Here is a 15,576-nt window from a genome sequence, read left to right on the forward strand (position 1 = left end):
CCGGGAGCCGGGAGCCGGGAGCCGGGAGCCGGGAGCCGGGAGCCGGGAGCCGGGAGCCGGGAGCCGGGAGCCGGGAGCCGGGAGCCGGGAGCCGGAAGCCTTCGGACTCACGGAGGAGTGGCTCCTGCATGATGGGCACGTTGTCCCGTCAGCGATCGTACTGTCCCACAAGGAGCAGCTCGATCGGCTTGCGGTCAGCTGTCCGCAGGCGTTGCCCAAGGCTGTTGTAGCCGGCGATCCGTGCATCGACCAACTGCGCGCCAGTCTTCCCTTCCGTGAGAGTTACCAGCAGGCGTTCGGGCTGTTGCCGGGTCAGCGGCTCGTGGTCGTGTCCTCGACCTGGGGAGCCGGTTCGGTGTTCGGCTCACCGCACGCCGACGTTCTCCGTCGAATTTTGGCGGAGCTTTCGGTTGAAGAATTCCGTGTAGTCGCGGCCATCCACCCGAATATTTGGCATGGCCATGGCTCGTGGCAGCTGCACAGTTGGCTGGCTCCCCTTTTGGATTCCGGGCTTCTCGTGCCGGTTCCGGAAAGCGACACGTGGAAGGCTGCTCTCTGTGCGGCTGATTTCCTTCTGGGAGACCATGGTTCCTTGACCATGTATGGAATTGCATTGGGCGTCCCTTGCCTTCTCGGTGCCTTTGACGAATCGAAGGTGGCACCGGGGTCGCCCATGGCCAAGCTCGGTCGGCTACTGCCCCGCTTGGCCGCCGATCGCCCCGTGGAACGTCAGCTTGCCGCCCTGCACGGGCAGCGCGACAATCCGGAACTCCAGGCGGTCGGGGAGAGCGTCACGTCGGAGCCGGGCCGCTCCACCGGGTTGCTGCGCCGGCTGTTCTATACCTGGTTGGGGTTGGAGGAACCCGGCCATCCCGCGTGCGTGTCCGCGGTACCCGTACCGTCGCAGCCTTCCGGCCCGGGTGCCCGCCGCGTTCCTCATGAGGCGCCCATGTTCGTCACCGCTTCGGTGACGGACGAGAGCGTTGCAGGAGCTGACGGTGAAGTGATCGTCCGCCGCTATCCCGCGGCGCGGCAGCACGGCCATGGCGCGCACATCGCCTCGGCTCATCTGGCCGCCGACCGTGACGACCCGGACCGGCGGTGGCCGCGCACCGCTGACGTGCTGCTGGTTCCGCGCGGGCGCACGGCGGCCCGTCCGGAGGACGACCCGTGGTGCGCCTTCGCCGCGGAATCCTCCGGCTGCGGGCTGCTCGCCGCGGAAACGGAGGAGGGCGGGTGCCTGGCGCTGCTCCCGGACGGCGGTCGTGTGCGGGTGAGCTGGCGGGAGCGTCCCGCCTGGGCAGCGTTCCCCCTGGCGGCATCGGCGGTCTACGCGTGGACGGTGCGACAGCGCACGGTGGGCACGGCCGGCGCCAGCCCGACACGGCCAAAGCGGATTGTCGTGCGCGCCGGCGACCTGCCCGACGCGGGGCTGCTCGACTTGGCCTACGTCTGAGCCCGCCTTGGCGGCGGCTGTGCGTGGCCGGCACCTACGCCGGCTCTTCTCCCTCCCGCTCCAGGCGGTGCCGTGCCTCACCCTCGTGAACGCTGCCTTCTTCCGCGTAGAGCGCGCGGGCGGACGTCCAGTCCTCGACGGCCAACTCCCGTTCCCCCAACCGCAGGCGGAGGTCTCCGCGCAGTAGGAGGGCCTGCGCGGCGTGGTAGGCCGAGCCCACGCCGGTCATGCCGTCCACCGCCAGGTCCAACGCCTCGAGGGCTTCGCGCAGTCGCCCGCAGGCTCCGCGGTTCTCGGCCAGACGCAGCCGGGCCTTGGCCATGTTGAAACGGTCCGGTCCGTCCGGAAGATCCTTGAACTCCTCGACCGCGCGGAGAAGTTCACTTTCCGCGTCGTCGTAGCGCCCGAGCGCCGTGTGCGTACTGCCCAGATGCAGCGCGAGGAGGGCCTGGCCACGGGGATGGTCGATCCCTTCCAGCGCCGCTTGGGCCCGGCTGAACAGATCGATCGCGTGCCCGGGGCGCTTGAGCTTGCGTTCGAGCAGTCCCAGTCCTTCCAGAACGCTGGACTCCGTGCGGCGTTCGCCCTCGCTCCGGCCAGACGCTCCGGGGTTCACCAGGCTCAGCGCCTGTTCGAAGTGCTCCCGGGCCAACCGTGAATCGCCCTCTTCCACGTTCCAGCGTTCGAGGTGCGCGAACCCCAGCTCGTAGGACACACGGGCCACCGCCATCGTGTCTCCGGTCTCCAGTGCCGAGGCGAGACCGATCTCGGCCGCCTCGATCCACTGGGTGTCGCGGCCGGTACGGAGGCAGAAAGTCCGGATGGCCTGACTCAGTCTCCACGCCTCCATATGAAGCCCCGCTTCGGCGGCCAGACGCACAGCGGCGAAGATGCCGGCCTCGCGTCGAGCCATGTCACGCAGAGCCTCGGTCTGTCGGCGCTCGTCGGCTGCCGTGTCCGCCGGGAAGGTGTTCATGGGGTTGTAGAGCCAGCGCGTCGACAGCGTCTGCTCACCCCGCTCGGTGATCCGCAGGAAGTGATGGGTGATCCGCTGCCGCACCGCCTCGCGTTCACTTTCTGTCTCGTCGCGCTCCGCGACGGTCGACGCGTGGTCGTGGACGAGGATGTGCATCCGGTAGGTGTCCAGACCCCGGCGCTCGACCAGACCGCCCGAAATCAAGGCGCTCAGCGCGCTGCGCGCCTCCGACGGCTCCCAGTCCGGTACGAGCGCGAACACGGTGTCCAGCTGGTAGTCCTCACACATCAGCAACCCCAGGCGGCGATAGAGCTGCGCCGTCCGCGCGGCCATGCGCCCGTAGGCCAGTTCGAGAGCTTCTGGCAGGGGATTCGGATCGTCCACGTTGAGCAGCTCCTGTCGTGCGGCGCGGTCGGCGAGCCGGGCACCGATGTCCTCCACCACGCCGGGGACGGGCGCCTTCAGATGTCCGGCGATCAGCCGCAGCGCGAGCGGCAGACCGCCTAGGTTCCGGACAATCGGTTCGAGCTTGGCCGGATCCTCGGTGGTACGGCTCACCTTGACCAGCAGTTCCAGAGCGTGCTCGTCCCGCAGCGCCGGAACCGGGAGCGGAAGGAACTCCAGGAAGGCCGTCAGGTCGTGCGGCGCCTCCTGCCCCGTCATGAGGACCACGCCGTACGGCTGGTCGGTCAGCAGGTCGCGCACCTGACGGGTCGTCGTGACATTCTCCAGCAGGAGGACCACCGACCGGTCACGCAGTTCGTGACGCACCCGACGTGCCTTGGCCGGGACGTCGACCGGACGCTCGCCTCTCGGAACGTCGAGCTCGTCCAGCCAGCGCTCCAGCACCACCGCGGGGTCGGCCATCCGCCCACCCCGCATCCCGAGGTCGGCCCGGAGGAACACCCCGACGAGGACGTCCCGGTGCGAGTGGATCCACTGCCGCGCCGTGCTGCGCTTCCCCACCCCTCGTACACCGCTGAGGAACACAGACGTCACCGTCCCGGCCGCCCGGCAGGCGCGCCAGTGACTGTCCATCTCCCGGAACAGAGCTGTGTGGTTGACGTAGTGGAGAAGAGCCGAGGACGCCTCGGCGGGCGTCGCCCTCGTCAGAGCCTCTCCGACGAACTCACGCGCCTCCCGCACAGCATCGGGACGTTCAGCGAACACTTCCAGCACACGACTCGACAACTCGTCCGTGATCTCGGTCACCGTGTCCTCGTCGCCGGCCTCCCCCGCCTCCAACGCCTGGCGACGAGCTTGCTCCAGCTCGTCGCCAACCGCCGCCTCCTCGGCTCCGTCACGGACGAACAGCGCCACCAATCGGCCCCTGCCCCAAGTCCAGACGTCCTGCACGGCGTTCCCCACCAGGCTGCTGATCACGATGCTCCCGAGAGCGACGATCTCCGGGTCCACTGCACTCCCCACGAACGATCTGAAACTTGGTCACTTCACCGTAGGGATCACACGTGCGCGTCCGCAGGTATTCGAACCAACCAGCCACGTGCAGATTCACGCACGACTCCCCGGCCACAGCTGTCTGGCCGACAGAGCGCGGACCTGCGGTGGCGCGGATCCACCACACAAGCCTCGCTTGACGTCACGGAGCAGCGCGTGCGCGTGAGTACCATCCGCCGCCGCGATGCCCTTCCCCGGCCGCATGATTACCGCCCCTCAAGCTGAACCGTGCCCTGAAGGAGGGCAGCAAGATCCTCCATGCCTACGCGCACCGGCGCATTCTGGTCGGCGCCGCTGTCCAGCCCCAGAGTGATCTGTTCCTGACCATCGACGATGACCAGCACCCTGGGCAGCCGCCCCAACAAACCGGCAGCAGCTCTGCCGTACCGAAGGCGCCCAGCACCGCCGAAGATCACCTCGGCGACAGCGACGACGCCCTCATCGGCACGGCACGCGCCCAGATGCTGGTCCACCTCGCGCTGCGGTCCGCATCCCGTCCCAACTGCGGACTGTTGCGCGGTTCGCTACTGATGATCTCCGTCCATCCGGCATTGAGTGATCTTGAGGTCGCGGCGCTCCAGCAGGAGTTCCTGGAGCGCCCCGCGAGCGGGAGCCGTATGTGATGACTCTCGTACGCACCGCGTACGAACTGCGGTCGGCCGAGGACGGTGTCGGCCTCCTGGTGTGCGGCGAGTGCCGGATTCCGCTGCCGTACGCCGGTCGGCGGAACTGGCGAGCAACGTGCGGTACGGCTGTGGCTGCGCCGCACGGCCAGAGAGGGGGGCCTTCCCCATGATCGTGGACACCGGTTGTCATGCGGCGGTGGTCAGCGTAGTTGATCGTTGCTCGTAGGTAATCGGGCTGATCTGGCCGAGGCGGGAGTGCCGTCGGCGGGTGTTGTAGCGGGTCGCCCAGCGGAAGACCGCGAGGCGCGCCTCGCTGGCCCCGTTCCACCGCTTGCGGCCCTGGAGCGTCTCGCGCTTCATGGTCGCGTTCAGACTCTCCGCGGCGGCGTTGTCCGCACTTGTGCCGACCGCGCCGCGTGATCTGGTCACGCCCAGCTCTGAGCAGACCTGGGCGAACTCCTTCGATACATATTGCGCCCCGTTGTCGCTGTGAAATATCGCCCCGCGCAGACCGTCCCCGCCGCGAGCCCTCGCTGCGGCCCTGAGCGCGTCGGTGACCAGCGAGGTCCGCATGTGATCGGCGATCGACCAGCCCGTCAGGCGTTTCGAGCACAGGTCCAACACCGTTGCCAGATAAAGGAATTGGCCGTTGCCAACGGGGAGATAGGTGATGTCGCCCACGTACTTGGTGTTCGGCTCCTGGGCGGTGAAGTCCCGCTGAAGCAGGTCCGGCACCGGCGTCGCCGACGGCTCGGGAATGGTCGTGCGGACCTTCTTGCGCAGGTGCAGCCCGACAATGCGGAACTTGCGCATGACGCGCTCGACCCGTTTGTGATTGACCGGCCTCCCGGCCTCCTTCAGCTCGGCGGTGACGCGCGGAACCCCATAGGTGCCGTCCGATTCCTGATGTATCCAGTTGATGTGCTCGGCGAGCTCGGCATCCGCCCTCGCCCGGCCGGCCCGCGCGGATGCGCCGGCCAGCCATCGGTAGAAGCCGGAACGCGAGAGCGCGAGTATCCGGCACAGCCGCTTGACGCCGAAGGCGCCACGGTGATCCTCGACGAACTGGAAGCGGCTGCTCACCAACTGGTCTCCGCCGCAAAATACTTCGCGGCCCTCCGCAGGATCTCCCGCTCGAGCTCGAGTTCCTTCACCCGCGCCCGCAGCTGCCGATTCTCCTTCTCCATCGCGGTGGCCTCCACCGCCCCGGGCCGGGTGGCCTGCCCGGCATCCCGCACCCACGTGCGGAGAGTCTCGTGGTTGACGCCCAGGTCCTTGGCCACCGACGCGTAGGTCCCACCCGGGCTCGAGTGGTACAGCGCGACGGCATCGGCCCGGAACTCAGGCGAGTACTTCGACGTCCCCAACGGGAACTCCTGTCCTATGGATCATCACGATCCAATGATCAGGGTGTCCACACTCAAGGGGAAACGCCCAGGTTCCAGGTTCGGAAAAGAGACTGCCTCTCACGTGCGGGCAGACGACCAGCCGAGCACTTCGAGCGTCGGAGGGCTCGGGGTCCGTATCCCGCAGGACGGACACACCTTCCCGATGGGCGTTGAGGACGGTTGCGATGAAGACTTCATCACGGTTCCCTGGGTGACATGCCACATCCGGTATGGAAGATCGACGCGACGAAACTGACCAAGATGCGGAAAGAACGCGGCTTGTCCCCAGAGGACGTGGCAGTCCGGATGGGGGCCTCCGGCCGACTGATCCACTACTACGAGGCAGGTGTGCATTCACCGTCCGTGTCTCGTCTGGGGGATCTGGCCCTGGCCTTGGAGTGCAGCCCAGAGGACTTGACCCGAGGCCCACACGGAGAGGCGTCCTTGGTTGATCTCCGATACGCGGCCGGCCTCACGGCAGCGAGCGTGGCAGCGCGTCTTCAGGAAGGCCCGGCGGGTCACGGACACTTCATCGACTACCGCAAGATCCGGGACCTGGAGGAGGGGAGAAAGGTGGCAGGGAAGATGCTACGAGACCCGGAAGTCTCGGGACTGCTGGCCAGCGCCCTGGCCCGGATGTACGGGGTCCCGCCCCGGGTTCTGCTGGACGCGTGGATGCGGAGCCGACCAGATGACGTCCCCCCGAAACTCCCTTCCCGTGGCAGGAAGCACTCATCCGCACGGGCAGAGGAGATCTGGGAGGGCCTCAATGAGCGGCAGCGCATCTACCTGACGGCCTGCTACCAGGAGGACCAGGAAGTTGAGCGTCAGGTGACGGCTGCGCGGGTGGCCGGTTCGGGGAAGCGGATTCCCGCGGCGGAGTGGAGGAAGATCCCGTTCACGATCAAAGCCGACCCGGAGTTCACGGGGTACACGGCCCTTCAGGACCGCCTACGGGTACTGGGGGAACATGACGCTGGTGCTGGCCAGACGTTGAAAGCTCTAGCCACGCGCGGGCTTGTCCTGGTCTCGGAGGACCAGGTCGAGGTGTTCCCTTTGGGCTTCGTTCCACGGATCCGTGTGGAACTCACCCGCTTGGGCCGAGCCTGCGCACGAGCAGGTCTAGGTGAGGCACTTCCGCCTCGGCGGCCGGCTGACCTGCTTTCAGAGTGGCTGTGGTCCAGCCTGATGAAAGTGGCTTCTGCCGAACCTGATGGTCTTGCAGAGGACGACATGTGGGGGAAGTCGAAGTTCTACCTGGGAACGGGGTACCGACCGCACGGGCCGCGCGGAGGCCGGAGCCGGGGCCTGATCGACGAGTTTCCTGTACGCGAGGGGGAGGGCGAGGAGGCGTTCGTGCGGGAGTACCGGTGGCGACTGACTGACGTTGGACGTCAACACATCGCCCAGCACCGGGACACCTATCAAGGCATGTACCCAAATGTCCCTGTTGTAGAGCTTGCATAGAAGATTTCCACGGCCACTTCATCACTCGAACTGATGAATCACCGCTCAGGTCGCTGCGGAGCATTGGTGCACACCTAAGGTCGATCAGGTGAACACACGCTCTACTTCCGCTCGTTCGGCGCATGACGCTGAGGTCCGGCATGTCGTCATGACCGCTGCCGCCATGGCCGCGAGGGCGCTGACCGGGTCCGACGGCACCACAGATCCGGAAGTCCGCCTCAAGGAGATGATGGATGCCCACGGGAGAATCCTGTGGGCATGGGGGCCGGGAAGGCCCCTGACCTTCACCAGGTTCCGGGAGATGCTGGCGGAAGACCTGTCGGCGCTCCTGCCCGACGGGGTGGACGCCGGCGAGATGTCTGGCTTCTACGCCATTACCAAGGACGGAGAGTTCGAGGAGGACTCCTACGATCTGGAGTTGGAGCAGCGGGCCGTCCTGGAGGCGCTCGACAAGGCGTCATGGAACGGCCGGTCAGCGATGGGCGATCGAGTCAGCGACGAGCTGCACCAGACACTGGTGCACCGGGAGCTGATGAAGGGCCGCTCGCAGGAGTCCTACTGTGCATGGCGGTCCGCCCTGATCAAGACTCCCGCGGGGCCCGCCCGGGAGCTCCGCCGTCTTGATCTTCCCGCGAAGCTCGATGAGTTCTACGAACCTGTCCGGTTCGACGCGCTCTACGACCAACGGTGGTGGTTCGCGTGCCCGTTCTGTTCGTGGCCCATGAAGATCACGCTGCATGGCGAGAAGCGGGGCGCTGCGGGGAAGGTCCGTTGCTTCCACCGGCCGCACGCCCGGCAGGGGGCTCGGTATGAGTTCACGGTTCCGGACAGCGGTAAGGCACCGGAGCTGCGGCCCGTCGGCAGGCCGTTGAAGCCCGAGGGGAATGCGAGCGTCCTGTTCAAGGACATCACGTGCCAGATTCCCGAGCCGACTCCGGAGAAGGGACACAGGGCCCTGGTGCGGGGGGTGTGGCGGTGCACGACAATCCCGGGGATTCCCGAACTGGGCCTGTATGACGCGTTGTCGAGGCCGGCCGTGCAGAAGAAGGGGGTGGTCGTGGAGCTGTGGCCGGATATGGACACCTACGACCTGCTGGCCACGGTGACGCGGAAACGCGGAGCGAGGACTGAGTTCAAGGTCGATGTGAAGGACTACACCTACGCGACGCTCCTGGCGGACAAGATCACCGCTGACCAGGGTGACGGGGGCGGTGCTGACTGGCTGGTCGTTCCAGACTTCCGGTACGAGACGGTTCCGATGCTGGAGGACGTGAGCCGGAAGTGGATGCAGGTGGCGACCGCCGGCGACTTCGGCGCGCGGGTGTGCAAGGAAGCGGGTGCGACGTGGGCGTGACGAAGAAGCTGTCCAAGGGTGTCGGTTCGGCATCGGCCGCGCTGGCCCTGGCGGCGCACTATTTCCCGGAGAAGGACGATGACGGCAATCTGGTGGCGTCGTTCCGTCACGCGTCGTTCTTCTTCACCGGCCACCTGGACCTGTGGGACCAATGGCGGGAGATGCCGCTCGCGGACAAACAGCGGATCGCCGGTGTCATCCGGTACGGGCGGCAGGACTTCGCCTCATCGGGGGTGTTCACCCGGTTCGTACGGGGATGCCTGACGGGGCAGTCTCCGGACGGCAGCATCCCGTTCGAGGCGGTGGGAGACCCCGGCAGCGCCGTGTCCGCGAGACCGCGGGTCGGCGGCGCTCTCCTCGCCCATGCTGACAACATGCTGGAGAGGCTGTCGAAGTCGTACGGGCGCAGGAGGGCGCATCCCCCGGCCGGCCCGGGGACGTGGCTGACGGCCAAGCGGTACGCGTCAGGTAAGGGTGAGATCGTCGGCCGGGCAGTCATCCCGGCAACCGGCACCTTCACCAGCGGAAAAGACCTCGACGACCTCCCTGAGGTGCATACGCTCCCCTACGAGCCAGGGCTGAAGATCCCCACCCCGGATCTCCTGGAGCACGCGAAGAAGGTCGACCAGGTCCGCTACGAGAAGCACGGCAAGGACGGGTACCTCTTCGACGTCCTGTCCAAGCTCTTCGACGAGCTGCACACGACCGACGACATCAGCGTCGACGAAGCCCTGGCGCTCCTCGCCGGGCCCATTGAGATCTTCAACGCCCCTACCGGAACCGGGAAGAGCGTCCTGGTGAGGGTCGCGGCGTCATGGCTCGCCGTCAACGGATACACGATCACGCTGGTCCTCCCGACCGTCGAGGCGACCCTGTCCGCCGCATGGGAGATCAGGGAAGACCTCAAGGCCCTCGGCAGTACGAAGACCTGCGCTCCTCTGATGTCACCCTCCCGGCTCCACGAGCGGGCCATGAAGCTGGTCTCCCGCATCGAAGGCCCTCTCATCGGCCAGGACGACGAGACCCTGTGGCGTCTCGACACCCTCTCCTACGGGTGCGCTCTCAAGCACGCGACGACCAGCACACACCCCTACCCTCCGGGCGGCGAGTCGTGCCGATACCTGGGCCCCATCCCCCCAGTAACGGGGAGTCGGTCCTGCCCATGGATGCAGACCTGCGGAAAGTACGAGCAGCAGCGCCAGGCGTGCGAAGCCGCAGTCGTGGTGACCAACCACCACAACTTCATGGCCGGGCGGATCCACATCGGCGTCATGCTCGACGGCAAGAAGGCCGGCGACCTGTCCGTGGCCGAGTTCGCGTTCCGCCGCTCACACGCCGTCCTGATCGACGAGGTCGACCAGTTCCAGTCCGTAGCGGTCGACATGTGCTCCAGCGAACTGATCCTTGACTCCCGGCAGCGCAAGAGCATTCCTCTCCGCGACCTGGACGACGACCAGCGGATCATGTCACCCGAGGCGGTCAAGGAGCTGTGCCCCACCATCAGCCACGCCCGCTACCTGGCGGAATTCCTCCTCGCCGCACTGTGTACCGACGAACTTCACCTGCGCTACTACGAGGGCCGGGACGAGGCCAAGGACACCCACGGCTCGAACAGCAGCATGTGGCACCTGTCCGGGTCACGGGACCGGCGACTGATCACGCTCTTGTTCCCCGAGGCGGATGTCACCGATGCCCAGGAGATCCCGGCCGAGCTGTTCGACAAACTGAACGCCCTGCACCCAGTGCACCCGGAATCGCTCGAGGACCCGCTTCTCCGGGGCCGCTTCCACGACGTCCCCTTGGAACCGCACCTGGAAGACGTACGGGAGGTGCTGGAGGACCTTCTCGCGTCGCGGGGAGAAGACCTCCTCACGCTGGCCCGATCGGAGATGGACAAGATCCTCAAGGACGCCGTCCCCAACGGCTATGACCGCGGCGAGGCCATCGAGCTTCTGATCATCCGCGTATGGCTAGCCGAACTGGACATGACCCTTGAACGCCTCCGAGGGAAGACCGCTCAGTTCAAGGCAGCGGGACTCCCCTCAGCGCAGAAGCTCGGCGAGAAGCTGGAGACCGGCGTAGCGTCCGGCATCCTGCCCTACGGCATGCTCGGCAAGGGCATCTTCGGCTACCGGGTCACCGGCCTGGACGAACCGGAGAAGTCCGCCGAACTCACCTCGCAAAGCATCTCCGGCGATCCGCACACCTACACCGCGCAGCTCGGCGGCATCGTCTCTCTCGTGCTGGCCGGCGTCGAGCGTCCGGTCATGGGCCTGTCAGCGACCGCATACTTCCCCCAGGCCGTACGTGAGCACGTCCACGGCCGCGTGAAGTGGTGGATGACCGACGCCGACCCGGAAAGCATCAGCGCCATGCAGGCGCCGCTCAAGGACGCCCTCAACCGCGACATCCAGATCTCCGGACTGCCCCAGCACCTGAAGAGCAAGGCACTCAACGCACTCGGGGAGAAGCTCTACACCGACAGGATCCACCCCGAGCTCACCGAACTCCTCGAAACCGACCCCGACCGGGCCCACGTGGCGGTCGTCGTCAACTCCTACGAGCACTGCCGCCACATCGCCGCCGGAATCTACGCATCCGGCGACTACCGCGACGGTCTGTGCGTCGCGGTCCCCCCGGAAAAGTACCGGCGTGACCGACTCCGGGAGGCCATCAAGCTCCCCCCTGGCGTCATCGAGCTGACACCAGAGGAATTCACCACTTTCCCCAAGCGCGGGAAGATCCTCGTCGTCCCCATGGCGAGGATCGCGCGCGGCCTGAACATCGTCATCGGCCGCCGATCGGCGATCACCAGCGTCTACCTGTGCACGCGGCCCCTCGCACTGCTCACCGACCCGCCGGAGATGTACGCCTCCATCAACGCTGCCGGGCTCAACGCCGTCACTCCCGCGAGTGACCCTCTGGAAGTCCTTCGGAAGGCGCGAGAGACAGCCTGGTCCCGGCTCCGGCTCATCATGCGCTCCGCACCCGGGTTCGTCAGTGCCCACAAGACCCTCCAGGAGGAGATTGTCGCCGGGATGATCGTCGACATGATCCAGCTCGCCGGCCGGGCCCGCCGCGGCGGCACGGACATGACACTGCACCTGGTGGACTACGCCTTCCACAACGACTCGTGGAAGTCCGACTTGAAGAACATCCTGCGCCGGATGCACGAACAGTGGCCCCGGGACGTCAAGCGGAGAATGGATGAGATCTACCGCGAAGCGCTCGCCGCGTTCCTTGCGTACGCCGGGATCAACTCCGAGGAATCAGAAGGGCATTAACCGCCCGTCCAGCCGTGCTATGGTGACCCACGGCTGGACGCGCACTGCCCAGGCGAATGACGGAAGCTCCCATGCAGCGACCGTTGGCCAAAGGCCCCGTTGGACCCGCGCGATGAAGTCCCGTTTTCGGGCACGTACATCACTGCCAGGCATCGTCAACGTCTCGGCGGGAAGCATGGGATACCGCGCGAGGGAACAGACATGCCCAAGCGGCAAAACCCGTTGCACAAGGACGCCCGCAGGCTCCAGCGGCACACGAACTACAACTACACGCAGGCCCTGGCTATCCTCCGCCTGCTCCAAAAGCCTGCAGCGCGATCGCCCGAGGGATTCTCCGCCGTGGCTAAAGCCCTCCTCCTCAATCGGGATCAGGCACACCTCGGCCCTGTTTTCAGCGCTCTTTCCCCGGCGATGGCCGACAAGTTGCGCTTCCACTTCGCGGAAATCCGTCGCCTCGGCAGCTACATCGTCAATGACGACTACCTGATCGGCCGTGGACCACGGCCAGCGGCCGATGAGGTCCCTGACGACGAGATCCTCCCCCCTGCCTCGCACTCCTCCATCCCGGCGTACCGCCATACGGCCAGAAACGGAGCACTCCTCCCGATGACCGCTCAGCCGCCCACGGGCCAACCGTCCAAGGTCAACAAGAAGCAGCGGCTGAACGTCGCCGCATACCTGTGCACCCCGCAGCTCCTCGACGGCGCCACCGTCGTGGTCCGCGAGTTCGACAACGGGTTCAAGAACCTCTGGAGAGGTATCGACCGCGCCTACAAGGACCTCGCCGGCCGAGAAGAGGTCCAGGCCCCCCACTCCATCGTCACGACCGCGCTGCGCTGCCTGACCGGTGGCTACGTCCACTTCGACCCCTGGGCCGGCGTCCTCGTGACCCGAGTCGAGATCGACAACGACACCCTCCGCGACGCCTTCACCCTCATGGTCGGCATGGCCATGGGCACCCCCATCGACCAGATCAGCCTCAAGATTCCCGACCCGCTGGCCGTGAAGGTCGCCAACACCCCGCAGGAACGCCGCCTCCTCGCCGACTACCTCATCACCAACGAGAACGGCCAGCCCGAAGCACCGGGCTGGGTGTACCGGACGGTGACGTGGGACCTGTCGATCCGTCTGGCTGAACGTCCATGGGAGGTTGACGGGCAGGAGATCACGCTCCGCCCGGACAGCGAGGGCGGCCTGATCGCATGGGGCCACCCCTGGTCGAACAAGAACGGCACCGCGCACGCCGTGGCACGCATCCGGCTGTCCATGAAGACCATCCCCAACCTCTCACACCCCGTGATCCTGGTCTCCTCCCAGGTGACACGCCTCAAGTCCAACATGGCCTACGCGCGCAAGGTGCTCGTCGAGCAGGCCGACTCCGAACTCCCGCTGGTCGAGGTCGAGATGGACGGCCGCGGCAAGATCCGGCGGATCAACCGGATGGCGCTCCAGATCCTCGCCAAGCTCGGCATGGACTACACCACCCTGACCCTCATCCAGAACCGCGCCCAAGCCGAGGCCGACCACGACGCCGCCACGCAAGACGCTGAAGGCGTAGAGGGCGAGATCCGGGAAGTACTCCCCCCGATCGGCCCGGACAGCAAGATCCGCCCCATCCAGGGCAAGAGCTACAAGTTCCCCATCGGACGCGGCGTCGGCATGCACCACATGCGCGAGCTCGACCGGCACATCCGCGAAGTCTTCGGCGACGCCGCGACCAGCCCCGACATTCACCTGAGCACCCGCGGGTTCCCCCGCAACGACCCGAAGAACCCCCTCCCCGCCCCGACCGAGGTGACCCGCTCCCTCAAGTCCATGGGGTACGAGCACCTTCGGATCGTCTGCCTGTGGAGCAAGGACGAGAACCGCATCCGCATGATCAACGGGCTGTGTGACGCCTACCACCTGCCCGCCAAGAGCATCGACCCCGCCGACGGCATCCCCGTCCCGCTGCACGACGACACCGTCAGCGTCGTGTTCCACCACGCCCCCTCCTTCCTCGCTCACGGCCCCGCCACAGGACGCGCCAGGCTGGTTGACGAACTTCCCTTCCTCCACCGAGAACCGGGAACGCTCGTAGCAGTCTGGGCCGAGACCGAGTACACGCCCGAGTCCATCGAGGACACCACCGAGGACGAGGCCACTAAGAACCAGCGAGACCGACGCCAGCGGACGAAGACCGACGAGACCGACGCCAAGTACCAAGGACGCCGGATCATCGCCCAGAAAGGCATCGTGTCGCAGTACATCGCCGACATGAAGCAGACCAAGCGCAAGCGGGACCAGGGCAAGGACCACCAGGCGCTCTACTCCCTCGTCGACCTGCACCGCAACATCGGGATCCTCGACGAGCGCATCGACACGGCCCTGACCGACCCCATCGGCACCCACGCCCCTCGTGACGTCGCACACGTCGGGATCCACGTACGCCGGCAGAGCAAGCAGCACCCCAAGGAGAAGGCGAAGATCTGCATCACCGCAGTCGCCCTGGTACCCCCTGCCACTGAGGGAAGCGCCTGGACGCTCCACGGCTGGAGCTACACCAGCCCCAAGTGGCAGAACTACAACGACGCTATCGCCGCCTTCCACGCCCTCGACTACCCGACCGGCAAGATGACCGAGCTGGTCGCCGACAACCAGGGCTACAAGAAGGTCGCCGAACAGATCGACCAGGCACTCTCCGACCTGACCACCCACATCGGCCGCCTCCCCTACACCGTCACCGTGGACGGCGTCGGAACCCGCAGGCTGTGGGGCGGCCTCCACAACAACAAGCAGGGCCTGACCGGTGAACCCGGAGACACCTGGCTCCCCGGCAGCACGCTGCGCCACCAGGACCGGCCCATCGCCGTCATCCGGATCAACAAGAGCACGGACGAGGTACCACAGCCGATCAGCGTCAGCCGGTTCGACACGGACGGGAACCTGATCGGCACGAACAGCACCACGACATCGCTGTACCGGCTCGACACCGACCTCGGCACTGCCGCCTGGATCCTGTCGAACGTCCCTCACCAGTACGACGGGAACGGGGCGGGGCGCCTCGGCGGAGACAAGACCCGCTGGACCGCCAGCCACGGCTCCAGGGAGGAGGGCAACGTTTCAAAGAACGAGGTCGCCGCCAACTGGTACACGATGAACGGCACCGAGATCTACCCCTTGCCCCTGGCAGAGGGGGTAGATCCGGAGGCGCTCGCCAACCTCACCGCACGCCTGTGCAACCGCCCCCTGGCATGGAGCAACCGAACCCGCTACCCCGTCCACCTCCATGCTGCCCAGCAGATGGACCTAGACCACCCGCAGTACCGCCGCACCGCCCCTCAGGAAGACAACGAGGCGGAAGCGACTGGCGACACACAGCAGACCGCCGACCAGGAGTAGTGCAGCCATCCCGGCGAAGGCCGAGCCGAACCGTGGGGATGCCGACGCAGTGAATGCGCGTCAACGCGACACGCTACGCGGAGCGACGATCGCTCAGTGGACGTTAAGTCCGATCTTCCCCGGTTCGTGATCGCTCGATCGTGGGACTGATACTCGTCCGGGGCGACTGCTCGTCATGCCCATGCT

8 protein-coding genes are annotated in these 15,576 nt (G+C 66.6%); 5 read left to right on the plus strand and 3 right to left on the minus strand.

Going from position 1 to position 15,576, the window contains the following annotated elements; genetic code table 11:
- Nucleotides 1–211: 211 nt before the first annotated feature.
- The gene (locus ACIBAF_RS47725) at nt 212–1,456 is read left to right on the plus strand and encodes a hypothetical protein (RefSeq protein ID WP_399472862.1); all 1,245 of its coding nucleotides are present in this window, start codon (nt 212–214) and stop codon (nt 1,454–1,456) included.
- 34 nt (nt 1,457–1,490) lie between these two features.
- On the opposite strand, the gene ACIBAF_RS47730 is transcribed toward ACIBAF_RS47725, so the two are convergent.
- The 3 genes from ACIBAF_RS47730 to ACIBAF_RS47740 all read right to left on the minus strand — a co-directional run bounded on the left by ACIBAF_RS47730 (nt 1,491) and on the right by ACIBAF_RS47740 (nt 5,883).
- Nucleotides 1,491–3,860 (minus strand): hypothetical protein, encoded by a 2,370-nt coding sequence (locus ACIBAF_RS47730; RefSeq protein WP_399472864.1) that lies wholly within the window; start codon nt 3,858–3,860, stop codon nt 1,491–1,493.
- A 236-nt stretch (nt 3,861–4,096) separates the two neighbouring features.
- Entirely contained in the window at nt 4,097–4,363 is a 267-nt protein-coding gene (locus ACIBAF_RS47735; protein ID WP_399472866.1) for a hypothetical protein, read from the minus strand.
- 339 nt (nt 4,364–4,702) lie between these two features.
- Nucleotides 4,703–5,883, minus strand: a protein-coding gene (locus ACIBAF_RS47740; RefSeq protein ID WP_399472868.1) for an IS3 family transposase whose coding sequence is annotated in 2 segments (ribosomal slippage) — nt 4,703–5,616 and nt 5,616–5,883 — 1,182 coding nt in all. Because the reading frame shifts where the segments join, the coding sequence is not laid out codon by codon here.
- 237 nt (nt 5,884–6,120) lie between these two features.
- Between ACIBAF_RS47740 and ACIBAF_RS47745 the strand changes: the two genes are divergently transcribed.
- The 4 genes from ACIBAF_RS47745 (at nt 6,121) to ACIBAF_RS47760 (ending at nt 15,390) form a co-directional block, all read left to right on the plus strand.
- Nucleotides 6,121–7,371, plus strand: a complete 1,251-nt coding sequence (locus ACIBAF_RS47745; RefSeq protein WP_399472870.1) for a helix-turn-helix domain-containing protein — start codon at nt 6,121–6,123, stop codon at nt 7,369–7,371.
- Nucleotides 7,372–7,519: 148 nt separating this feature from the next.
- Entirely contained in the window at nt 7,520–8,725 is a 1,206-nt protein-coding gene (locus tag ACIBAF_RS47750) for a hypothetical protein (RefSeq protein ID WP_399472872.1), read from the plus strand.
- Nucleotides 8,716–12,009 (plus strand): hypothetical protein, encoded by a 3,294-nt coding sequence (locus tag ACIBAF_RS47755; protein WP_399472874.1) that lies wholly within the window; start codon nt 8,716–8,718, stop codon nt 12,007–12,009. Before ACIBAF_RS47750 ends, ACIBAF_RS47755 begins: the two co-directional genes overlap by 10 nt.
- A 606-nt stretch (nt 12,010–12,615) precedes the next feature.
- Entirely contained in the window at nt 12,616–15,390 is a 2,775-nt protein-coding gene (locus ACIBAF_RS47760) for an RNaseH domain-containing protein (protein ID WP_399472876.1), read from the plus strand.
- Nucleotides 15,391–15,576 lie beyond the last annotated feature (186 nt).

The organism is Streptomyces sp. NPDC051677 (genome assembly GCF_044453465.1).
Classification (GTDB): Bacteria; Actinomycetota; Actinomycetes; order Streptomycetales; family Streptomycetaceae; genus Streptomyces.